At 65.8% G+C, this 21,755-nt stretch carries 23 protein-coding genes; 17 read left to right on the forward strand and 6 right to left on the reverse strand.

The window, feature by feature from the left end; all coding sequences use genetic code 11:
• Positions 1 to 146 precede the first annotated feature (146 nt).
• From O6W96_RS10135 to O6W96_RS10155, 5 genes are all read left to right on the forward strand, one after another.
• The gene (locus O6W96_RS10135; protein ID WP_056053958.1) at positions 147 to 452 is read left to right on the forward strand and encodes a hypothetical protein; all 306 of its coding nucleotides are present in this window, start codon (positions 147 to 149) and stop codon (positions 450 to 452) included.
• A gap of 59 nt (positions 453 to 511) precedes the next feature.
• Positions 512 to 2,077 (forward strand): lysine--tRNA ligase, encoded by a 1,566-nt coding sequence (locus O6W96_RS10140; RefSeq protein WP_353469443.1) that lies wholly within the window; start codon positions 512 to 514, stop codon positions 2,075 to 2,077.
• Positions 2,078 to 2,311: 234 nt separating this feature from the next.
• Positions 2,312 to 2,869 (forward strand): 2'-5' RNA ligase family protein, encoded by a 558-nt coding sequence (locus O6W96_RS10145; protein WP_353469444.1) that lies wholly within the window; start codon positions 2,312 to 2,314, stop codon positions 2,867 to 2,869.
• Positions 2,870 to 2,960: 91 nt separating this feature from the next.
• Positions 2,961 to 3,965, forward strand: coding sequence for a histone deacetylase family protein (locus O6W96_RS10150; RefSeq protein WP_353469445.1), 1,005 nt, complete (start codon positions 2,961 to 2,963; stop codon positions 3,963 to 3,965).
• Positions 3,955 to 5,187 carry an MFS transporter gene (locus O6W96_RS10155; RefSeq protein WP_353469446.1) on the forward strand — a complete coding sequence of 411 codons (1,233 nt, stop codon included), beginning with the start codon at positions 3,955 to 3,957 and terminating at the stop codon, positions 5,185 to 5,187. Before O6W96_RS10150 ends, O6W96_RS10155 begins: the two co-directional genes overlap by 11 nt.
• Positions 5,188 to 5,349: 162 nt before the next feature.
• Here the strand turns inward: O6W96_RS10155 and O6W96_RS10160 are convergent, their stop codons facing one another.
• Positions 5,350 to 6,591 carry a dipeptidase gene (locus O6W96_RS10160; protein WP_353469447.1) on the reverse strand — a complete coding sequence of 414 codons (1,242 nt, stop codon included), beginning with the start codon at positions 6,589 to 6,591 and terminating at the stop codon, positions 5,350 to 5,352.
• A gap of 95 nt (positions 6,592 to 6,686) precedes the next feature.
• On the opposite strand from O6W96_RS10160, the gene O6W96_RS10165 reads away from it, so the two are divergent.
• Positions 6,687 to 7,817, forward strand: a complete 1,131-nt coding sequence (locus O6W96_RS10165; RefSeq protein WP_353469448.1) for an acyltransferase family protein — start codon at positions 6,687 to 6,689, stop codon at positions 7,815 to 7,817.
• Here O6W96_RS10165 and O6W96_RS10170 read toward each other — a convergent pair.
• The 4 genes from O6W96_RS10170 to sucC form a co-directional block, all read right to left on the reverse strand.
• Entirely contained in the window at positions 7,803 to 8,561 is a 759-nt protein-coding gene (locus O6W96_RS10170) for an energy transducer TonB (protein ID WP_353469449.1), read from the reverse strand. The genes O6W96_RS10165 and O6W96_RS10170 overlap by 15 nt on opposite strands.
• Before the next feature lie 435 nt (positions 8,562 to 8,996).
• Complete coding sequence (locus tag O6W96_RS10175; RefSeq protein WP_133029741.1) at positions 8,997 to 9,926, reverse strand: electron transfer flavoprotein subunit alpha/FixB family protein; 930 nt, start codon at positions 9,924 to 9,926, stop codon at positions 8,997 to 8,999.
• Complete coding sequence (locus O6W96_RS10180; RefSeq protein WP_353469450.1) at positions 9,923 to 10,669, reverse strand: electron transfer flavoprotein subunit beta/FixA family protein; 747 nt, start codon at positions 10,667 to 10,669, stop codon at positions 9,923 to 9,925. Before O6W96_RS10180 ends, O6W96_RS10175 begins: the two co-directional genes overlap by 4 nt.
• A gap of 231 nt (positions 10,670 to 10,900) precedes the next feature.
• Entirely contained in the window at positions 10,901 to 12,103 is a 1,203-nt protein-coding gene (sucC, locus tag O6W96_RS10185) for an ADP-forming succinate--CoA ligase subunit beta (RefSeq protein WP_056053980.1), read from the reverse strand.
• Positions 12,104 to 12,438: 335 nt separating this feature from the next.
• Between sucC and O6W96_RS10190 the strand changes: the two genes are divergently transcribed.
• Complete coding sequence (locus tag O6W96_RS10190) at positions 12,439 to 12,768, forward strand: PilZ domain-containing protein (protein ID WP_056064110.1); 330 nt, start codon at positions 12,439 to 12,441, stop codon at positions 12,766 to 12,768.
• 88 nt (positions 12,769 to 12,856) lie between these two features.
• Here the strand turns inward: O6W96_RS10190 and O6W96_RS10195 are convergent, their stop codons facing one another.
• A complete protein-coding gene (locus O6W96_RS10195) occupies positions 12,857 to 13,795 on the reverse strand; it encodes a ribose-phosphate pyrophosphokinase (RefSeq protein WP_353443058.1) in 939 nt (312 codons plus the stop codon).
• A 96-nt stretch (positions 13,796 to 13,891) separates the two neighbouring features.
• On the opposite strand from O6W96_RS10195, the gene gltX reads away from it, so the two are divergent.
• The 10 genes from gltX (at position 13,892) to O6W96_RS10245 (ending at position 21,755) form a co-directional block, all read left to right on the forward strand.
• A complete protein-coding gene (gltX, locus tag O6W96_RS10200) occupies positions 13,892 to 15,217 on the forward strand; it encodes a glutamate--tRNA ligase (protein ID WP_353469451.1) in 1,326 nt (441 codons plus the stop codon).
• Positions 15,218 to 15,736: 519 nt separating this feature from the next.
• On the forward strand, positions 15,737 to 16,402 hold the full coding sequence (locus O6W96_RS10205) for an energy transducer TonB (RefSeq protein WP_353469452.1): 666 nt from the start codon (positions 15,737 to 15,739) through the stop codon (positions 16,400 to 16,402).
• Between the two features lie 55 nt (positions 16,403 to 16,457).
• Positions 16,458 to 16,805, forward strand: coding sequence for a hypothetical protein (locus O6W96_RS10210; RefSeq protein ID WP_056053696.1), 348 nt, complete (start codon positions 16,458 to 16,460; stop codon positions 16,803 to 16,805).
• A complete protein-coding gene (ribD, locus tag O6W96_RS10215; protein WP_353469960.1) occupies positions 16,802 to 17,785 on the forward strand; it encodes a bifunctional diaminohydroxyphosphoribosylaminopyrimidine deaminase/5-amino-6-(5-phosphoribosylamino)uracil reductase RibD in 984 nt (327 codons plus the stop codon). Before O6W96_RS10210 ends, ribD begins: the two co-directional genes overlap by 4 nt.
• Positions 17,785 to 18,396, forward strand: coding sequence for a riboflavin synthase (locus tag O6W96_RS10220; RefSeq protein WP_353469453.1), 612 nt, complete (start codon positions 17,785 to 17,787; stop codon positions 18,394 to 18,396). Before ribD ends, O6W96_RS10220 begins: the two co-directional genes overlap by 1 nt.
• Positions 18,380 to 19,534, forward strand: coding sequence for a 3,4-dihydroxy-2-butanone-4-phosphate synthase (gene ribB, locus O6W96_RS10225; RefSeq protein ID WP_136188794.1), 1,155 nt, complete (start codon positions 18,380 to 18,382; stop codon positions 19,532 to 19,534). The genes O6W96_RS10220 and ribB overlap by 17 nt, the downstream gene beginning before the upstream one ends.
• Complete coding sequence (gene ribH, locus O6W96_RS10230; RefSeq protein WP_056053704.1) at positions 19,534 to 19,956, forward strand: 6,7-dimethyl-8-ribityllumazine synthase; 423 nt, start codon at positions 19,534 to 19,536, stop codon at positions 19,954 to 19,956. The genes ribB and ribH overlap by 1 nt, the downstream gene beginning before the upstream one ends.
• A 9-nt stretch (positions 19,957 to 19,965) precedes the next feature.
• A complete protein-coding gene (locus tag O6W96_RS10235) occupies positions 19,966 to 20,166 on the forward strand; it encodes a DUF4169 family protein (protein WP_353469454.1) in 201 nt (66 codons plus the stop codon).
• A 354-nt stretch (positions 20,167 to 20,520) separates the two neighbouring features.
• Entirely contained in the window at positions 20,521 to 21,336 is an 816-nt protein-coding gene (locus O6W96_RS10240) for a DUF1206 domain-containing protein (RefSeq protein ID WP_353469455.1), read from the forward strand.
• Positions 21,337 to 21,383: 47 nt separating this feature from the next.
• Entirely contained in the window at positions 21,384 to 21,755 is a 372-nt protein-coding gene (locus O6W96_RS10245) for a hypothetical protein (protein WP_353469456.1), read from the forward strand.

A 21,755-nucleotide genomic window follows, 5' to 3' on the forward strand; every position in this document is an offset into this window, starting at 1 on the left:
AAGTCATCGCCGCTAAGAATGCGCCGCTTAATCGTCTAATTACAAACAGCGCCGCCAGCTCCGCGCTGTTACGCAACCGACATGAAGCACGTGCGTTGCGCACTCATCGATACTGAACTTCACCTACATCAACAGGGACGATCATCATGCGGAAGTTTCTAATGGCGCTGAGCGCGCTCTCGCTCGCAATCCCAGCCGCTGCCGTGATCCCCACGGGTAAGGCCGAAGCACGCTCGAAGCGCGAATACCGCGGGCATGACCGTCGTTATCGCGCCAAGCGTTGCCGTCATTCGAGCGGCACGACCGGCTTGGTCGCAGGCGGCGTCGGCGGCGCGGTGCTCGGCAACGCGGTCGGCGGCGGCTTGCTCGGCACGTTGGCCGGCGGCGCAGCGGGTGCGCTCGGTGGCCGTGCGGTAGACCGGACGATCACCGCGAAGGATCGTTGCCGCTGAGGCACATGCGGCAGTGTGGGGGTGACGGATAGCAGCGCAAGCGCTAGTCGCGATGCGCTATGACCGATGACCTCCGCACCGCCGCCCTCGAGTCCAAAGCCTGGCCGTACGAGGAGGCGCGCAAACTCCTCAAGCGGTATCCGAACGGTAAGTCGGGCGATCCGGTGCTGTTCGAGACGGGCTATGGACCGTCGGGCCTGCCGCATATCGGCACGTTCAACGAGGTGTTGCGCACGACGATGGTGCGCAACGCCTTCCACGCGCTGAGCGATACGCCAACGCGGCTGATCGCGTTTTCGGACGACATGGACGGCTTGCGGAAAGTCCCGGACAACGTCCCCAACGGTGACATGCTGCGCGAGCATCTCGGCAAGCCGCTAACGCAGATTCCCGACCCGTTCGGCACGCATTCAAGCTTTGCGGCGCACAACAACGCGATCCTGCGCGAATTCCTCGACCGCTACGGCTTCGATTACGAGTTCGCCTCGTCGACCGAATATTATACCGGCGGTCGCTTCGACGAGGCGCTGAAGGGCGTGCTTCGCCACTTCCAGGGCATCCAGGACGTGATGTTGCCGACGCTGCGGGCAGAGCGTCGCGCGACCTATTCGCCGGTGCTGCCGATCTCGCCGACCAGCGGCATCGTGTTGCAGGTGCCGATCGAAGTGATCGACGCCGAAGCCGGGCTTATCGCGTTCGAGGACGACGGTCAGCGGATCGAACAGTCGGTACTCGGCGGCAAGGCCAAGCTCCAGTGGAAGGTCGACTGGGCGATGCGCTGGGTCGCGCTCGGCGTCGATTACGAGATGGCGGGCAAGGATCTGATCGATTCGGTTACGCAGTCGTCCAAGATCGCGCGCGTGCTCGGCGGGCGCCCGCCCGAGGGTTTCAATTACGAAATGTTCCTCGACGAGAATGGCGAGAAGATCTCGAAGTCGAAGGGCAATGGGCTGAGCTTGGAGCAGTGGCTGACCTACGGCCCCGAGGAATCGCTGGCCTTCTACGCGTATCGCGAGCCGAAGAAGGCGAAGTCGTTGCACATGGGCGTGATCCCGCGCGCGGTGGACGAATATTGGCAGTTCCGCGGCAATTACGCGGGCCAGGACCTGAAGCAGCAGCTCGGCAATCCGGTCCATCACATCCATGACGGTAAGCTGCCGACGGGCGAGCTGCCGGTGACGTTCGGACTGTTGCTCAACCTCGTCGGCGTGATGGGCGATGCGAGCGAGGAGCAGGTCTGGGGGTATCTCGCGAACTACGTGCCGGACGCGTCGGCGGAGAAGTATCCCGAGCTCGACCGACTGATCGGCTATGCGCTGGCCTATAGCCGCGATTTCGTCGCGCCGACGTTGACGCGCCGTGCGCCCGAGGGTGTCGAGGTCGCGGCGCTGGAGCGGCTGGATGCGGAACTCGCCGCATTGCCGACGGAGGCAAGCGCGGAGGACATACAGAATATCGTCTACGAGATCGGCAAGACGGGCGGGTTCGAGAACCTACGCGACTGGTTCAAGGCGTTGTACGAGACGTTGCTTGGGTCCGAGCAGGGTCCCCGGATGGGCAGCTTCATCGCGCTGTACGGCGTGGCGAACTCGCGGAAACTGATCGCGGAAGCGTTGGCGCGGTAAGGCCGAGCTCGCCAAGTCGCACCACTCCCTTCAGAAACACCACCCCGGCGAAGGCCGGGGCCCAGTTGGGAAACGTTCCTAACCGGGCGCAGAGCGTCGTTACCAAGGCCTTTCCAACTGGGCCCAGGCCTTCGCCGAGGTGGTGGCCTGAAGGTCGGTACGACGGCCATATCACTCGACAAAAATTGTAGAACATATTAGCAACAAACCCGCCCCCTCGATTCGGAAACCGGCATGTTCCATCGACCGCTCGCGCGTCATCGCCTGTTCTTCGCGCTCCGCCCGCCACTCCCGCTAGCGCGCCAGATCACCGCTGCAGCGTCGTGGTTCGAGACCGACGGGGACAAGCTGCGCCCCGAGCATCTGCACGTCACTATCGATATCCTCGACGACCAAGACCGCGTATCGACCGCGCTGGAGCGGGACCTGAAGGCGATCGGCGATGCGGTCGAGGCAGCGCCGTTCGCGATCGAGTTCGATACCGTGATCGGCAGCGATCGATCCATTGCGATGCGTCCCCGCCGGCAGAACGCATCCTTCGCTGCATTGTATCAGCGGATCGCCGTAGCGCGCGAGGCGGCGGGGCTACGCGCCCGCGCTGACTTTCGCTCGAGTGCTCACATGACGCTCGGCTACCGCGACGGCGCGCCGTTCACGCAAGACATCGCGCCGATCGGCTGGACGGCGGATGCTTTCGTACTGGTCCACAGCCATGTAGGGCGAACGCGACACGACGTGCTCGGCCGCTGGCTGCTCAGCGGCGGCGACGATCGGCAACTGGCGCTGTTCTGAGCCTTCGAATTTGCCGCGCGCGCGCGATCCCGTAGGACCCCGGAAGCGATCGGTTGGTTCTTCCCTCGTGACCGCGCACCAAGGAGCAAAGATGCGGCTGTTCTTCGACAAGGCCCAGCGGACCCATGCGCCCGCACGCGAACTCCACAACGGCGCGTTCACCGCCTATGCGGAGACGCCTGCCCGCATCGATGCGATCCTGCGCGCGCTGGGACTGGTCGAGGCACCGGAGGACCGCGGCGAAGCGCCGATCCTCGCCGTCCATTCCGCGCCCTATGTCGCGTTCCTGAAGGACGCCGCGCGATTGTGGCGCGAGGCGGGGCGAGACGGCGACGCGATCCCCTACACCTTCCCGATCCGCGGCCGCCGTCCGCTCGACCTCACCCGGATCGACGCGCTGATCGGCGCACACAGCTTTGACGCGACCACGCCGATCACCCCCGAGAGCTGGGCCGCCTCCTATGGCAGCGCGCAGTCCGCACTCGCCGCGACCCACGCGGTCCTCGACGGTGACCGCGCGGCATTCGCGCTGTGCCGCCCGCCCGGTCATCACGCCGGCGCGGATTACTGCGGTGGGTACTGCCACCTCAACACCGCCGCGATCGCTGCGCAGGCCGCGCGCGACGCCGGCGTCGACCGCGTCGCGATCCTCGATATCGACTATCACCACGGCAACGGCACGCAGGACATATTCTACACCCGAGGCGACGTGTTCTACGCCTCGGTCCACGCCGATCCCAAGACCGACTATCCGTTCTACTGGGGGCATGCCGACGAAACCGGCGAAGACCAAGGGATCGGCACCACGCTGAACCTCCCCCTCCCCCACGGCACGCAGATCGATGCATTTCGGGCCGCGCAAACGGCCGCGCTCGACGCGATCGCCGCGTTCGACCCAGGCCTGCTGGTGGTGAGCTTCGGCGCGGACACGTGGGAGGGCGACCCGATCTCGCATTTCGCGCTGACCACGCCCGACTATGCGGTCCTCGCGCGCGACATCGCCGCGCGTGGCTGGCCCAGCGTCATCGTCATGGAAGGGGGCTACGCGGTCGACGCGCTGGGCCACAATGTCGCGAGCTTCCTCGATGGGTTCTGACGCGCCTATCGCGATCGGCACGCCCGCCTATCGTCGGCTGACGCTGGCGATGCTGTTCGCCGGGTTCTCGACCTTCTCGCTGCTGTATTCGGTACAGCCTTTGCTGCCGCTGTTCGCTGCACAGTTCGGACTGACCGCGGAGGGCGCATCGCTCGCGGTGTCGCTGGCGACCGGGCCCTTGGCGATCGGCATATTGTTCGCCGGGTTCGTATCGGATCGCGTGGGCCGGCGTCCGCTGATGATCGCGGCGATGTTCGCGGCGGGCGCACTGACCTTGGCGGCGGCTGTCGTGCCCGGGTGGAGCGGATTGCTCGTGCTCCGATTCCTGACCGGCATCGCGCTTGCGGGCGTGCCCGCGGTGGCGATGGCCTATGTCGCGGAGGAGGTTGATGCGGGCTCGGTCGGCGCGGCGATGGGACTGTATATCGCCGGCAGTGCGCTCGGCGGAATGGCCGGGCGACTGGTCGTCAGCATCGTCGCCGATCTCGAAGGCTGGCGCTGGGCGCTCGCCGCAGTCGGCGTCGCTGGCCTCGCAATGGCGGAGGCGTTCCGCCGGCTCGCGCCGCTCTCGCGCAATTTCACGCCGAGCGTCGGACGACCGGGCGCGTTACTGCGCAGTGCCGGGTCGCTATTTACCGACCGCGCGATGCCGCTGCTGTATCTCGAGGCGTTCCTGCTGATGGGAGTGTTCGTCACGATCTATAATTACGCCGGCTTCCGGTTGATGAGCCCGCCCTACGGCCTCAGTCAGGCGGCAGTCGGCGGCGTGTTCCTGCTGTACGTGCTGGGGTCGGTGAGTTCGGCGAAGTTCGGGACGCTGGCCGGCCGACTAGGGCGGCGGAAGGTCTTCTGGATACCCGTCGTGCTGCTGATCGCCGGCGTCGCGCTAACCGCGATGACCCCGCTGGTGCTGGTAATCTCAGGGATCGCGGTGGTGACGATCGGCTTTTTCGGCGCGCATTCGATCGCGAGCGCCTGGGTTGGCCGCCGCGCGCAGGGCTCGCGCGGGCAGGCGGCGGCATTCTATCTGTTCTTCTATTACATGGGGTCGAGCGTGCTGGGGTCCGCCGGTGGGTTCGCCTGGACGCATGCCGGATGGCCGGGGGTGACGGCGTTCTGCCTGTTGCTCGGCGTGGCCGCGCTGGTGATCGGGCTGGTGCTGCGGACGGTGCCGCCGCTGGTGGTCGAGCCGCCGGCGCCGCAGCGGATGCCGGATCCTTGATGAATAGATTCTCCCTCCCTGGAAGGGAGGGGTTGGGGGTGGGTTGGCCAGTTTGAGACACCGGCACTGGAATTCGCGGAACCCGACCCACCCCCGCTCCCTCCCTTCCAGGAAGGGAAGAAGAGGTCCGGCTTCGCTCAGACTTGAGAGCGGGAACCCGCTTTACCGCGACGCCACGTCGGTCGCGTCGATGGGCGGCATACCCGCCATGCTCTTCGCGACCGCTTCGACCCGCTCCATGACGCGCAGGACGTTTCCGCCCGAGAGCTTTGCCATATCGCCATCGCTCCACCCCCGCCGCGCCAGTTCGGCGAACAGCAGCGGATACCCGTCGACCCCCTTTAGGCCGATCGGTCCGGTTCCCTGGATGCCGTCGAAATCGCCGCCGATCCCGACATGATCGTGACCGGCAATCTTCGCGATATGCTCGACATGATCCGCGACCGTTGCGGCGGTGACCTGCGGCTCCGAATGCGCCGTGTCCCATGCCACCAGCGGCGCGGGCGATTTCGCACCGTAGACGTTCGCCGGCACGCCGACCGACTTCGCATAGGCCGAGCGTGCCACATCCCAGGCCCGCCACTCGCCTGACAGGAACGACGGATAGAAGTTCACCATCACCACGCCGCCGTTCGCGCCGATCGCGCGGAGCAGGTCGTCGGGGATATTCCGCGGCGCATCCGCGATCGCCCGTGCGCTGGAGTGCGAGGCGATCACCGGCGCCTTGGTCGCTGCCAAAGCCGCCGCCATCGTTGCGTCCGAGACGTGGGAGACGTCGACGATCATCCCGATCCGGTTCATCTCCGCGACTACCTGCCGCCCGAAGTCGCTGAGCCCGTTCGCACGTGGCGCGTCGGTCGAGCTGTCCGCCCAGTTCAAGCTCTTGCCGTGCGTCAGCGTCATATAGGCGACACCGAGCGCGCGATATTGGCGCAGCACCGACAGCCGCCCATCGATCTGATGCCCGCCCTCGACGCCGATTAGCGACGCGATCCGCCCGGCCTTCTCAATCCGCCGGATATCCGCGGCAGTCGTGGCGAGTTCGAACGTCGCCGGATTGGCGGCAACGAAGCGTCGGACGATATCGATCTCCTCCAGCGTCATCTCGACCGCGCGGGGCGCATCGGCGGGGATGTAGACCGACCAGAACTGCCCGCCGACATGGCCCCGTCGCAGACGAGGAATGTCGGTCTGCAACGGGTTCGGCAGCCGCGCGGTGTCGACCGAAAGATCCACCGCCTCGACCTTCGCGTCGTGCAGTTCGCGAATCTCCCAGGCAAGATCATTATGTCCGTCGATCACCGGACTGCGCTCCAGCACGCGCGCGACGCGCCGCGCGATCTGCGGGTCGGGCGCAGCGGCCGGGCTCGCCTGCGCGGCGATGAGCAGGAAGGCGGCGATCATCTCTTGGTCCCCCGTAACGTCCATTTCATCCTGAAGGAGGTGTTCGCGCGCGACAAGCCGGGTACGCCGCGCTGAACCAGAGCGAAGTGGCGGACTTGAGCACCAAATCGATCGATATACGCGCCGGCAGCAGTGCCCGGACCAACGACACGCGCCTGTCCACTGCGATAGCGATCGCGCGGCTGATCGGGATCCTGGGGATCGTCTATGTCCACGCCTGGACCGGGCGCACCGCGGAAGAACTGGCCGCGGTGGCGTTCAGCTGGCAGGCGGTGCTGCGAACGCTGCTCGGCGAAGTGTTCGGCCGTAGCGCGGTGCCGTTGCTCGGGATGATTTCGGGCTGGCTGGTCGTCTCGACCGCAAAGAGGCAACCGTACGGCGCGTTCCTACGTGGCAAGGCGCGGACGATCCTGTTGCCGATGGTTCTCTGGAACGCGATTGCGATCCTGCTGGTGGGGGCGGCGGCGACGTTTGGCGACCTGAAGGCGCCGGCGCCGACGAGCATCGGCTGGACGCTCAATGAACTCGTGCCGCTCGTGCATGCGAACGACATCAACGTGCAGATGCCGTTCCTGCGCGACCTGTTCGTCTGCATGATGATCGCGCCCGGTCTGGTACGCGCGTCGAATGCCTGGCTTGCGCTGGTAGCGCTGGTGGCGGTCGCGTGGAGCGTGTCCGGGGTGCACGTCCCGTTGTTGCTGCGACCGCAGATCCTGCTCTTCTTTACCGCTGGGATCGCCGCGCGACGATCTGGCGTGGCAGAGCGGGTAGCGGGGTGGCCTGTCGCCCTATGCGCGCTGCCATTCGTCCTACTGATCGCGCCGCGGCTGTGGACCGCGCTGCTGGGGAACGCGTTCTTCGACGCACATCCGCATCTGATGGCGGCATTCGACATCGTGTTTCGACTGGCGTCCGCGGTGCTGTTCTGGCGGCTCGCCTGGGGCTTGGCGGGAAGCAACATTGCAGACCGATTGCGCGGGATCGAGCGGTACGGGTTTCTCGCATTCTGCGATCACCTAGTGCTGCTGTGGCTGTTCGGACCGGTACTTGGGCTCGCGACCGGCGCGCTGGGGGCCGAACTGTATCCGGCATATCTGCTGGTGCAGCCGCTGCTGGTGCTCGGCGTCACGGTCGTGCTGGGGCAGGTGCTGATGGCGCTCTCGCCGGCAGTCGCGCGGGTGCTCAGTGGCGGCCGGCTGGGGCGATCGGCTTCAGGTACCGCGTGACGGCGGACCGAGCTGGTTCACCCATTCCTGGTTGTGGACGACGGTCGAGCGAACCGGCCGACCGGTGGCGTCGAGCCACGGGCGATAGCGGAAGCGCAGTTCGATCAGGCGACAGGTGGTCGCGTCGAGCACCGCATTGCCGCTCGAGCGCATGACCATGCAGTGCGTGACGCTCCCATCGGTCTCGACGGTGTAGCGAACGCCGACGACCCCACCCGCACCGATCACGGCTTCGGCATTGGGGAAATCCTTGTTCTTGAAGCGGCCCTTGAGGAGGCGGGGCGGGGTTTCGTCGCCGCCATCGCCGTCGCCATTCCCGGAGCGACCGCTGCCAGTGCCGTTCCCCTCGCCGCCCGTGCCCGTCCCTGGTCCGGGAACGGAGGCCGCGCCGCTGGTGGCGTCGCTACCTGAACCTGGTTTCAGTGTGGCGATAGCCGGGGGCGGTGGAACGATCGGGGGGATGATCGGCTTGGGAACGACGAGTTCGGTCGCCTTCGAGCGCAGGTTCGCAGGAGACGCTGCGCCTTCGGAACGGTGGCTCTTTGCGGGGCGGGGGACGATCTTTTCGTGCGGCGGGGACGGCGGTGTAGGGCCGACGGCGAAGGTCTTCAGCGCGTCGGGGATAGCGGTGGGAATGCTGACGCCAAGCCCGAGGATCAGCGCGTAGCCGATGACGGCGCAGAGTGTCGCGGCGCCAGCGGCGGATATCAGGCGATCGCGCGGGTTCGAGTGGACGCCGTACATGCTGGATAATTGGGGGGGCGTGCGGTGGGCGGCAACTGCGCATGAGGGCGCGATGACGATCTCAGTACTCCGGACGTATTCGGTGCTTATCCCGCTTCGACAGATTCACCTCCCCGGCGCAGGCCGGGGTCCAAGTGGAAAGGTCGATGTGACGAAGGACCGTCCGTCGTTACCTCCGTTTCCCAATTGGGCCCCGGCCTTCGCCGGGGAGGTTGTCACTTTGTGTAAAATTAGGCCTGGGTTTGGAAACAAAACCGGTTCGGCGTCGGCAGACCTGTGCGTTCGGCAGACGCTAGAACGGGCGGAGCGACCGAAGTCACACCGCCCGTTCGTGGCGCGCGACGCGGGAGTAAATCCCGCGTCGTCGGTCGGCGCTGATGCGCCGCCAGCCGGGCTTGCTGTTGCGCGAGGCTTCACCCGCGCAGCGGCATTCGCCTACAGCTTCGCCGTCAATTCCGGCACGATCTTGAACAGATCGCCGACCAAACCGATGTCCGCGACCTGGAAGATCGGTGCGTCCTCGTCCTTGTTGATCGCGATGATGACCTTCGAGTCCTTCATCCCCGCGAGATGCTGGATCGCGCCCGAGATACCGACCGCGACATACACTTCCGGGGCAACGATCTTGCCGGTCTGGCCGACCTGATAGTCGTTCGGCGCATAGCCCGCGTCGACCGCGGCGCGCGAGGCACCGACGCCCGCGCCGAGCTTGTCCGCCAGCGGATCGATCATCGCATGGAACTGGTCGCTCGAAGCGAGCGCGCGGCCACCCGAGACGATGATCTTCGCGCTGGTCAGTTCGGGACGCTCGTTCTTGGCGATCTCCGAGCCGGCGAAGGTCGACAGACCCTTGTCACCGGTCGACGCGACCGCTTCGATCTCGCCCGAGCCACCCTCGGTCGCAGCCTTGGCGAACGCCGTGCCGCGCACCGTGATGACCTTCTTCGCGTCGGTCGACTGGACGGTTGCAATAGCGTTGCCGGCGTAGATCGGCCGCGTGAACGTGTCTTCGCTCTCGACCGACAGGATGTCGCTGATCTGCATGACGTCGAGCAGCGCTGCCACGCGAGGGGCGATGTTCTTGCCGTGCGTGGTCGATGGCGCGACGAACGCGTCGTGGCTCGCCATCAACTCGACGATCAGCGGCGCGACGTTCTCGGCCAGCGCATGCGCGAACGCAGCGTCATCCGCGACGTGCACCTTGCCGACACCGGCAATCTTGGCGGCTTCGGCAGCGACGCCGTCGACGCCCTGGCCGACGACCAGCAGATGGACTTCGCCGAGCTGCGATGCGGCCGTGACCGCCGACAGCGTGGCATCCTTGACGGCCTGACCGTCATGTTCGACCCAGACGAGCGTCTTCACTTGGCGACTCCCATTTCCTTGAGCTTGCCGACCAGCGCGTCGACATCGGCGACCTTGATCCCGGCCGAGCGCTTGGCGGGCTCGACGACCTTCAGCGTGGTCAGGCGCGGGGTGACATCCACGCCGAAATCGGCCGGCGTCTTCTGCGCCATCGGCTTCGACTTCGCCTTCATGATGTTCGGCAGCGAGGCGTAACGCGGCTCGTTGAGGCGAAGATCAGTGGTGATGATCGCAGGGAGCTTCAGCGTGTCCGTCTCCGCGCCGCCATCGACTTCGCGAGTCACGTTGACCGACCCATCGGCGATCTCGACCTTCGACGCGAACGTGCCCTGGCCCCAGCCGAGCAGGCCGGCGAGCATCTGCCCGGTCTGGTTGTTGTCGTCGTCGATCGCCTGCTTGCCGAGGATCACGAGATCGGGCTTTTCCTCCTCGACGATCTTGGCGAGGATCTTGGCGACGCCGAGTGGCTCGACCTTGGTCTCGCTGACGACGAGGATCGCACGGTCGGCACCCATCGCGAGCGCGGTGCGGAGCGTTTCCTGGCTCTTCTGCTCGCCGATCGAGACGACGACGATCTCGGTCACGCCCTTGTCCTTGAGACGGATCGCCTCTTCGACCGCGATCTCGTCGAACGGGTTCATGCTCATCTTGACGTTCGCCAGATCGACGCCCGTTCCGTCCGCCTTCACGCGAGGCTTCACGTTGTAGTCAAGCACGCGCTTGACCGGCACCAGCACCTTCATCGGGATTCCTTCCAAGGTGGATATAGTTCGTTCACTGACGGCGTTACCCGGCGGCGTTGGCGCGACAGATGGCGGTTTTACGTCGTTTTCGCAAGTGCGGTATGGAAACATCACCATGCCGTAGCGTCACGCCGATCCACCTGTCCGACCAGTCGTGATACCAACGAAAAAGGGCCCGGACGTTTCCGTCCGAGCCCCAATTTCGCACAATCAGTATGCAGTTGGTAGCGGTTAGGCCGCGACCTTCTGCACCTCTGCGACGATCTTCTTGGCCGCATCGCCAAGGTCGTTCGCCGGGACGATCGCGAGGCCGGAGTTCGCGAGGATCTCCTTGCCCTTCTCGACATTCGTGCCCTCGAGGCGGACGACGAGCGGTACCGAGAGGTTCACTTCCTTCGCCGCGGCGACGATGCCGTCGGCGATGATGTCGCACTTCATGATGCCGCCGAAGATGTTGACGAGGATGCCCTTCACGTTCGGATCCGCGAGGATGATCTTGAACGCCGCCGTCACCTTCTCCTTGTTGGCGCCGCCGCCGACGTCGAGGAAGTTGGCCGGGAACATGCCGTTCAGCTTGATGATGTCCATCGTCGCCATCGCGAGGCCGGCGCCGTTGACCATGCAGCCGATGTCGCCATCGAGCTTGATGTAGGCGAGGTCGTACTTCGACGCCTCGAGCTCGGCAGGATCTTCCTCGGTCTCGTCGCGCAGTTCGAGCAGGTCCTTGTGGCGGAACAGCGCGTTGCCGTCGAACGCGACCTTCGCGTCGAGCACCATCAGCTTGCCGTCGTTGGTGACCGCGAGCGGGTTGATCTCGATCTGCTCGGCATCGGTGCCCATGAACGCGTCATACAGCTTCGACGCGGTGTTCGCGGCCTGCTTGGCGAGATCGCCGGTCAGCTTCAGCGCGGCAGCAACGGCACGGCCGTGATGCGGCATGAAGCCGGTCGCCTGGTCGATGTCGATCGACTGGATCTTCTCGGGGGTGTCGTGTGCGACCGCCTCGATGTCCATGCCGCCTTCGGTCGAGACCACCATCATTACGCGGCCGGTGGTGCGGTTGAGCGTCAGCGCGAGGTAGAATTCCTTGTCGATGTCGACGCCGTCGGTGACGTACAGGCGATTGACCTGCTTGCCCGCGTCGCCCGTCTGGATGGTGACGAGCGTGTTGCCGAGCATGTCGGTCGCTGCTGCGCGAACCTCGTCCTCGGTCTTGGCGAGGCGCACGCCGCCCTTGGCATCGGGGCCGAGCTCGACGAACTTGCCCTTGCCGCGGCCGCCGGCGTGGATCTGCGCCTTGACGACATAAAGCGGTCCGGGAAGCTTCTTCGAGGCCTCGACGGCCTCCTCGACGGTCAGTGCCGCGAAACCGGCAGGCACGGGGACGCCGAACTTGGCCAGCAGTTCCTTGGCCTGGTATTCATGGATGTTCATCGGGAAGGCTCCACGCAATTTTTAGGAAACTCGGGAATTGGTTGGGCGTAAAGCACAGGGCGGGCTGCAAATCCACCCTTAAGGCATTTGCAGTTGCGTGTCGTTATCATTAGCCAGTTTTTGCGATGGATAATTACTTTTTTTGAGGCAATTCCCGTCCCCGTCGGCTCTGCCGCCTTCAAGTAGCGACTACGGAGATCGGCCCCCCTTTATTGTGGTCCGCGCGTACCAGTAGGCGCCGGTGATGCGTTGGTTCAGTCACGCACCAAACTTCCCGCAGTCGAATCGCAAGGCGTTTGGAGATTGGTAACCACTTGAGGAGCAGTGTTCCGACCATGACACAGCCCGTCCCCATTCCCCCAGCCGAACCGACCGGCGAGGAGCTCCGTCAGGCACTACGCAAGGCCGTCAAGATGCGCGCGCACCTGCGCGATCGGGGCCAGACGCGCTTCGAGATCGAGGTGACGGATTTGTCGCTTTCGGGCTTTCGGGCGGAGACGAGCTTTACGTTGTGGCCGGGTACGGTGGTGTGGCTGACACTGCCTGGGCTGGCCGCGCTCGAAGCGGTGGTCGCGTGGCGCGACAAGTTCAAATACGGTTGTGCATTCGCAAAACCGCTGCATCCGGCGGTGTTCGAGCATATTGTGGCGTTGTCGCAGCGCTGATCAGAGCGTCGCTCCCACTTTCTGGTTCTCCCGCGAAGGCGGGAGCCCAGTCTGGGTCCCCGCCTTCGCGGGGAAACAAATTATCTTCTCAGTCGAACAGACTCGACACAGACGTCTCATCCGCAATCCGCTTGATCGCCTCGCCAAGCAACGGCGCGATCTGGAGGTGTCGGATCTTGCCGTGCGCGCCCTTGATCACGTCGTGGTTGCCGATCGAATCGGTGATGACCAGCTCGCGCAGTTCCGAGCCCTCAACTCGCGCGACCGCGCCACCCGACAACACACCGTGCGTGACATAGGCGACCACGCCCTCCGCGCCAGCTTCCATCAGCGCCGCCGCGGCGTTGCACAGCGTCCCCGCCGAATCGACGATATCGTCGATCAGGATGCAGAAGCGTCCTTCGACTTCGCCGATGATGTTCATCACCTCCGACTCGCCCGCGCGCTCGCGGCGCTTGTCGACGATCGCGAGCGGGGCGTTGTCGAGTCGCTTGGCGAGCACGCGGGCACGGACCACGCCGCCGACGTCCGGCGACACGACCATCAGATTCTTGCCCTTGAACCGTGCAAGGATGTCCGCAGACATCACCGGCGCCGCGTAAAGATTGTCGGTCGGGATATCGAAGAAGCCCTGGATCTGCCCGGCATGCAGGTCGACCGACAGCACGCGGTTGGCGCCCGCGACGGTGATCAGGTTGGCGACGAGCTTGGCCGAGATCGGCGTGCGCGGGCCGGGCTTCCGGTCCTGCCGCGCGTAGCCCATGTACGGGATCACCGCGGTGATCCGCCGCGCCGACGCACGCTTAAGCGCGTCGATCATGATCAGCAATTCCATCAGATTGTCGTTGGCCGGGTAGCCGGTCGACTGGATCACGAACACGTCTTCGCCGCGAACGTTCTCGTTGATCTCGACGAAGACCTCCTCGTCCGCAAACCGCCGCACGCTGACATCGGTCAGCGGCGTTTCGAGATAGGCGGCGATTTCCTGCGCGAGAGGCAGGTTCGAATTGCCGGTCATCAGTTTCATGAAAGTCTTCCCCGCTCGATCACGCGCACCCCTTAGGCGTACGAATCGTGTGGTGGAAGGGTTTGCCCGCCGACGCACTCCCACTAGAGCGGCGAGATGACCGTGATCACCCGTTTCGCCCCCTCGCCCACCGGCCGGCTGCATGTCGGCAACATCCGCACCGCGCTCCACAACTGGATGTTCGCGCGCGCGAACGGGGGCAAGTTCGTGCTCAGGGTCGACGATACCGATCCCGAACGCAGCGAAGAGCGGTTCGTCGACGCGATCCGCGCCGATCTCGACTGGCTCGGGCTGACGCCGGATGCGGAGGAGCGGCAGTCGGCACGGTTCGCTTTGTACGAGGCGCGGTTCGCGGCGCTGGTCGCGAGCGGACACGTGTATCCCGCGTACGAGACGTCGCAGGAACTCGATCTGAAGCGGAAGATCCAGGCCGGACGCGGATTGCCGCCGATCTATGATCGTGCCGCACTGGCGCTCGACGACGATGCGCGGACGAAGCTCGAAGCGGACGGTGTGCGCCCACATTGGCGGTTCAAGCTCGATCACGACTCGGCGATCGCGTGGGACGACCTGATCCGCGGCGCGGCGCAGTTCGAGGCTAAGACGATGAGCGATCCCGTGATCCGGCGCGCGGATGGGTCGTGGCTGTATATGCTGCCGTCGGCGATCGACGATGCCGCGATGGGCGTGACTCATGTGGTGCGCGGCGAGGATCACGTCTCGAACACCGCGCTCCAGTTGCAGATGTTCGCCGCACTTGGCGTGACGCCGCCGCGGTTCGCGCATGAGGCGTTGCTGACGGGAGCGGAGGGCAAGCTGTCGAAGCGGCTCGGCTCGCTCGGCGTCGATCATTTCCGCGAGGTCGGGATCGAGCCGCAGGCGGTGCGTGCGCTGCTCGCGCGGATCGGGACAAGCGACCCGGTCGAGCCGATCGCCGACGCGGCGCCGCTGATCGCGGGGTTCGACTTTGCCCGGTTCGGGCGCGCGCCGGCGCGGTTCGACGAGGCCGAACTGGCGGCATTGAACGCGCGAATCCTGCATGCGCTGCCGTTCGAGGCGGTGGCCGAGCGGTTGCCCAAGGGCATGGATGTGGCGGCTTGGGAGGCGGTGCGGCCGAACCTCGTGACGCTGGCGGATGCAGCGGACTGGTGGGGCGTGATCGAGGGGCCGGTCGCGGTCGAGGGTGACGTCGATGCGGCGTATCTCGACCAGGCGCTGGCGGCGGCTGGGGAGATCGACTGGTCGAGCGATCCCTGGCACGCGCTGACGGCTCGGTTGAAGGCGGAGACGGGGCGCAAAGGGAAGGCATTGTTCCTGCCGATGCGGCGTGCGCTGACGGGTCGCGATCATGGACCGGACATGGCGGCGCTGCTGCCGCTGATCGGGCGGGAGCGGGCTTTGGAGCGGTTGGCGGCGCGCTGATCGAGCGTCCCCGCAAGTCCGGTCTTTCAGAAAGCTTGTTCTCCCGCGAAGGCGGGAGTCCAGCCTGGGCTCCCGCCTTCGCGGGAGAACAAGGAAGGGCGGGCTGCGGCCGATCCGATAGTTACAGACTATACTTCGCTGGTGTCCACTTTGCCCGCTCGAAAAAAGCACCGCCCTTCCCTTTCACCACCACCCCGGCGAAGGTCGGGCCCCAGTTGGAAAGGCCGCAGTGACGAAGCGCCGGCTTCAGTTAGCAACGTAACCCAACTGGGCCCCGGCCTCCGCCGGGGTGGCGGCGTTGGGGCGCGCATGCTGCCTAACCGGTCGGATTAGTGCGCCGAACCATTCCGACGATCAGTCAAATCGCGAACGCAACCGGCACCGATCGCCTGCCGATGCAATAGCGCCCACCACATTCCCCCACCTATCTCCCCTTGCCCCCAAAATGTAATGATGTACCATCCCAACCGGCGGTACCTATCTCGCCGCCATCCTCGAGGAGAAGCGAAGGAGACGGTAATGTACGCGGATCGACTGAACCGGACGGGCGGATTCAATCCCGGGAGCCTCGGCGTCGCGCTGGCAATCAATAGCGCGGTCATCGGAGCCTTGTTCTTCGCAGCGCCTAACGTGCTGCCGTTCGTGCCCGACAAACCACTCATCACTTATGTACCGTACACCCCGCCGCCGCCGCCCGAGCCGGTGCCGCCCGCCGATCCGCTGGTTCGCCAGCAACCGCGCCCCGCCTCGCGTCCCGACGCGCCGGATACGGTAGTGCAGATACCGCAAACCGACGGCTTCACGGTCGCGCCCGATCCGCTCCCCTACACGCCGCCGATCGGAGTCGAAGGCACGGGCACCGGCACCGTCGCGGTCGATCCGCCGAAACTGCCGCCGCTGTTCGTCCAGCCCGGCATCGACCCGCGCTACGCTGCCGATCTCCAGCCGAGTTACCCGTCCGAGGAACGCCGCGCCGAACGCGAGGGCAAGGTCGTGGTCCGCGTGCTGGTCGGCACCGATGGCCGCGTGAAACAGGTCGAGCGGGTCAGTGCGACCACCGACGCGTTCTACCGCGCGACGCTGGACCGCGCGCTGGCGAAGTGGCGGTTTAAGCCCGCGACCCGCGACGGCGTTCCGGTCGAGGCGTGGCGATCGATGGCGCTGACGTTCGTGCTCCAGAACTGAAGCTTGCGAGGCGCGGGGCTGGCCTAGCCGGCTCCGCCCCCCTATCTTGGCGCGCATGGGCTTTTTCAGTCGTTTCACGCCGATCGTCGCCTATCGCGACCTGCGGCTCTTCCTCAGCCAGCGCCGGCCGTACGAGCTCATCTTTCTCGTGGCGGCGCTCTGCGTCACCAGCTTCCTGATCTACGCGTTCATGAAGGATTCGTACGTCGAGAAGGAATACCGCCCGAAGATCATCTACGTCGAGCAATGGCCCGCGGATCGCACCGATGCGCAGATCATCGCGCAGCAGAAGATCGACGCGCCGATCAAGGCCAAGGCGCTCGCCGAGCAGAAGGCGCGCGAGGACGCACAGCGCGCCTCGTTCAAGCGGCTGGACGACAAGCTGAAGGCGATGGGCATCTGACCCAGGCGGATACCCGCTGGATGGGCACCGCGCTGGCACTAGCCGAGCGCGGCCGAGGGCGAACCGCGCCTAACCCCAATGTCGGCTGCGTGATCCTGCACGAAGGCCGCGTGGTCGGGCGCGGCTGGACGCAGTTCGGCGGACGTCCGCATGCGGAGGCGATGGCGCTGGCTGAGGCTGGTGCGAAAGCGCGAGGGGCCACGGCCTACGTCACACTCGAACCGTGCGCGCATCGGTCGCCGCGGGGGCCCGCATGCAGCGACTTGCTGATCGAAGCAGGCGTTGCGCGCGTCGTTGCCGCTCTCGAAGACCCCGACCCACGAACGGCAGGCCAAGGGTTTGCCCGGCTGGAGGCCGCTGGCATCGCGGTGACGCGCGGTGCTCGCGCGAACGAGGCCCGCCGTTCGATGGCCGGCTTTCTTACCCGCCAAGCTCTCGACCGCCCGCACGTCACCCTGAAGCTTGCTACGTCGCTCGACGGCTGCATCGCGATGGCCGACGGGTCGAGTCGCTGGATCACCGGTCCGCAAGCACGCGCGCATGCCCATCTGGAGCGGAGTCGGCGCGAAGTGATTCTCGTCGGTCGCGGGACGTATGAGGCCGATACGCCGCAACTCGACGTGCGGTTGCCGGGTTTGGAAGACCGTGCGCCAAAGCGTGTACTTTTATCGTCGACCATCCACGACATGCCAGGCTGGACCGTCATCCCCTCCCCGTCCGCCATCGCCACCCTTCCCAATATCGACCAGATCCTCGTCGAAGGCGGCGCGGCCGTAGCGTCTGCGTTCCTCGCGGCCGACCTGGTCGACCGCATCCTCCTCTACCGTGCGCCGATCCTGATCGGCAACGGCAAGCCCGCACTCCGCGACATCGGCCTCACAAACCTGGCCAAAGCACACCAACGATGGGCGATCGTCGATGCGCGGCAACTTGGCAGCGACCGGCTCGAGGTCTACGAGCGCGAACGAAACGAGGCATAATGTTCACCGGAATCGTCACCGACATCGGCACCGTCACAACCGTGGAATCGCCCGGCGATACGCGTGTAGTCGTGAGCACCGCCTATGATACCGCCACCGTCGATCTCGGCGCGTCGATCGCCTGCTCGGGCGTCTGCCTGACGGTCGTGGATAAAGGCCCCAACTGGTTCGCGGTCGACGTCTCCGGCGAGACGATCAGTCGCACCGCCAAGGATCAGTGGACCGAGGGTCGCAAGTTCAACCTCGAACGCGCGATGAAGCTCGGCGACGAACTCGGCGGCCATATCGTCACGGGCCACGTCGACGGCCTCGGCACAGTCGTCGCGCTCGCGGAGGAAGGCGGCTCGCACCGCGTCACCATCCGCGCCGGCGCCGACATCGCGCCATTCATCGCTCCCAAGGGTTCGGTAACGGTCGATGGCGTCTCGCTCACGGTAAACAGCGTCAAAGACATCGATGGAGAGGTCGAATTCGGCCTCAACATCATCCCGCATACCTGGGCGGTCACCACGCTCGGGACGATCCAGATGGGGCAGTCGGTCAATATCGAGATCGACGTCCTCGCCCGCTATCTCCAACGCATGGAGCATTACCGTGTCAAAGCCAGCTGAACTCGCCCGTCTGAAGCACGGTTACCTCTCCAGCCCCGAAGAGATCATCGACGAGGCGCGCAACGGCCGGATGTTCATCCTGGTCGACGACGAGGATCGCGAGAACGAGGGCGATCTGGTCATCCCCGCGCAGATGGCGACGCCGGAGAAGATCAACTTCATGGCGAAGTTCGGTCGCGGGCTGATCTGCCTCGCGCTGACCAGGGAGCGGACCGAAGAACTCGGGCTCGAGCTGATGAGCCGCAACAACGGCACCCGGCACGAGACCGCGTTCACCGTCTCGATCGAGGCGCTCGAAGGCGTCACGACGGGTATCTCCGCAGCGGATCGTGCGCGCACCATCGCGGTGGCGGTCGATGCGACCAAGGGTAAGCCGGACATCGTCACCCCCGGCCACGTCTTCCCGCTGGTCGCCCGCGACGGCGGCGTGCTGATCCGCGCCGGCCATACCGAGGCGGCGGTCGACGTCGCGCGGCTCGCCGGGCTCAACCCGTCGGGCGTGATCTGCGAGATCATGAACGAGGACGGCACGATGGCGCGGATGGACGACCTCGTCACCTTCGCGCAGTTCCACAACGTCAAGATCGGCACGATCCGCGACCTGATCGCCTATCGCCGCCGCCACGATCACCTCGTCGAGAAGCGCGCCGAAGCCAAGTTCACCTCCGAATGGGGTGGCGACTGGAGCGCACTGACGTTCTGGAACAAGGCGACCGGCACCGAGCAGGTCGCGCTCGTGAAGGGCAAGATCGACCCTGCCAAGCCGACGCTCGTCCGCATGCACGCACTGTCGCCGTTCGCGGATATCTTCGGCGAATCGGGCGATCGCGGCCGGATTCTCGCGCGCTCGATGCAGATGATCGCGGACGAGGGCGCGGGCGTGATCGTCGTGATCAACCGTCCGCGCAGCAACACCTTCACCTCGGCGGTGATGAAGAAGGCGGGCGCGGAGATCACCCCGGACATGGAGGAACTGCGCGACTACGGCGTCGGCGCGATGATCCTGACCGAGCTCGGCGTCCACGACATGGTGCTGATCACCAACACGCATCACACGCTGGTCGGCCTCGACGGCTACGGCCTGTCGATCGTCGGCGAGCGCCCGATCGCGTCCCTGAACACGGAAAAGAGCAACTGATGGCGCATCTCCTCATCGTCGAAGCCCGGTTCTACGATCATCTGAACGACCTCCTCGTCGAGGGCGCCAAGGCGGCGATCGAAGCCGCCGGCCACACCCACGAGACGATCACCGTGCCCGGCGCGCTCGAAGTCCCCGGCGCGATCGCACTGGCGGCGGAGAGCGAGACGTTCGACGCCTATGTCGCGCTGGGCGTCGTGATCCGCGGCGAAACCTATCATTTCGAGATCGTCGCGGGCGAGAGCGCACGCGGGATCATGCAACTGACGATGGACGGCCTGGCGATCGGCAACGGCATCCTGACCACCGAGAACGAGGCGCAGGCTCTCACGCGCGCAAAGCCCACCGAAGGCGACAAGGGCGGCGGCGCAGCGAACGCGGCGCTGGCGATGCTGGCGCTCAAGGACCGCTTCATCGCTTGAGCGGCGCACGTGGGTAAGGTGATCAACCTGCGGCTCGTGCGGAAACAGCGTGCCAGGGCCGAGGCTGAGGTGCGGGCGGATCAGAACCGACGGGTGTTCGGGCGGACGGCCGCGGAGAAGGCGACGGAAGCGGCGGTGAAGGCTCGGATCGACAAGACGCTCAATGGCGCGAGACTCGAGAGCCCCACATCTGGCAAACCCTCAAAATAGGCTCACCCTTCCCGATGTTCACGCCGCGAGCGTGGCACTCGGCGTTGTCCCTCGCAGTCCTCTCGCGAACGTTGAACCTGCAATCCTCCCCCGCCAGGGGGAGGTGGTGCCGTAGGCGACGGAGGGGGAGGACACGCAGCGACGGTTCTCCCTGACCTCCCCCTCCGTCAGGCTATTACCTGCCCCCCCTGGCGGGGAGGATCGCGAGGTCTGCACCCTTGATTGGCGAGAACGGTAAGACCTCCGGCGAAATCGAAAACCACCCCCAGTTCTTAATCTCGCCCCCAGCCCGCCGCCCCCCACAGGAACGTCGCGACCCCGGCGCCGTTATGCTCCCGTAACAAAGGGGCGATCATGATTTCGGATGCGAATGCGACGCTGCTCGCCAAGCTCGGCTTTGCCGCGCGCGGGGTGGTCTACATCCTAGTCGGCTGGTTCGCGGTCGATGCGGCGCTGCACGGGGGCGAGATCGCCGACAACCAGGGCGCGATCGGTTCGATGGCGGGCGGACCGCTCGGCCCGGTGCTGCTGGCGATCGTCGCGGCGGGGTTGCTCGGCTATGCGATCTGGCGGCTGACCGAAGCCGCGGCGAACCCGGAGCAGATTACCCGCGATGCCAAGGGCAGCCTCAGGCGGATCGGCCATGTCGTCAGCGGGATCGCGCATCTCATCCTAGCCTGGACCGCGACGCGGCTGGCGCTTGATCTCGGCAAGGGCAAGATCGCCGTCTCGCCCGGCGACGAGAGCGCCCGCGACTGGACCGCGTTGCTGCTCGACCAGCCCGCCGGCCGCGTCTTGGTCGGCGCCGTCGCGATCGGGATCCTCGTCGCGGCGTTCCAGCAGGCGCAGAAGGCGTGGCGCGGCGATTTCATTCACGACCTGCGCGGCGATGGCCCTGCCCCCGGCTATGTCTGCACGATGGGCCGGATCGGCTACGGCGCGCGCGCGCTCGTCTTCCTGATCGTCGCGGGACTGTTCGGACTTGCCGCCTGGACTGCGCATGCGAGCGACGCGGGCGGCGTGGCCGAGGCGCTGGAGCGGCTGCAATCGCAACCCGGCGGCAAATGGCTGCTCGCGCTGACCGGGATCGGTCTCGCGTTGTTCGGTGCGTACAGTCTCGTCGAGGCCCGCTTCCGGCGCCTTCATGTCGACCTGCCGGGAACCGACTAAGCGAACGACAGCATATCGTTAAGACGCTGAGCTTAACGGAGATCAGCATGTACACGATCGCTTTCGACGTCCCGAGCAAGACGCTTACCATCGTCACCGAGGGGTTCTGGTCGGTTGCGACGACCGCGGCGTTCTCCGCCGAACTGCTCGCACGAGGTACGGCGGCACGATTGTATCATGGCCGGTTCGTCGTGCTGGCCGACCTGCGCAAGGCGGCGATCCAGCCGTTGAAGGTCGTCGATGCGCTGGAGGCGATGATGCCCAAGGCGCTCAAGGTGACGTCGGCGCCGATCGCGGCAGTGGTCGCGTCGCATCTGGCGAAGCTCCAGACCGAACGCTATCTGAAGGCCGAGAATTGCCGGACGTTCCTCGATATCGACGAGGCGAAGGCTTGGCTTGCGGGCGACCGCCGCGCCTGA

It is taken from the genome of Sphingomonas faeni (genome assembly GCF_040407495.1).
Classification (GTDB): Bacteria; Pseudomonadota; Alphaproteobacteria; order Sphingomonadales; family Sphingomonadaceae; genus Sphingomonas; species Sphingomonas faeni_D.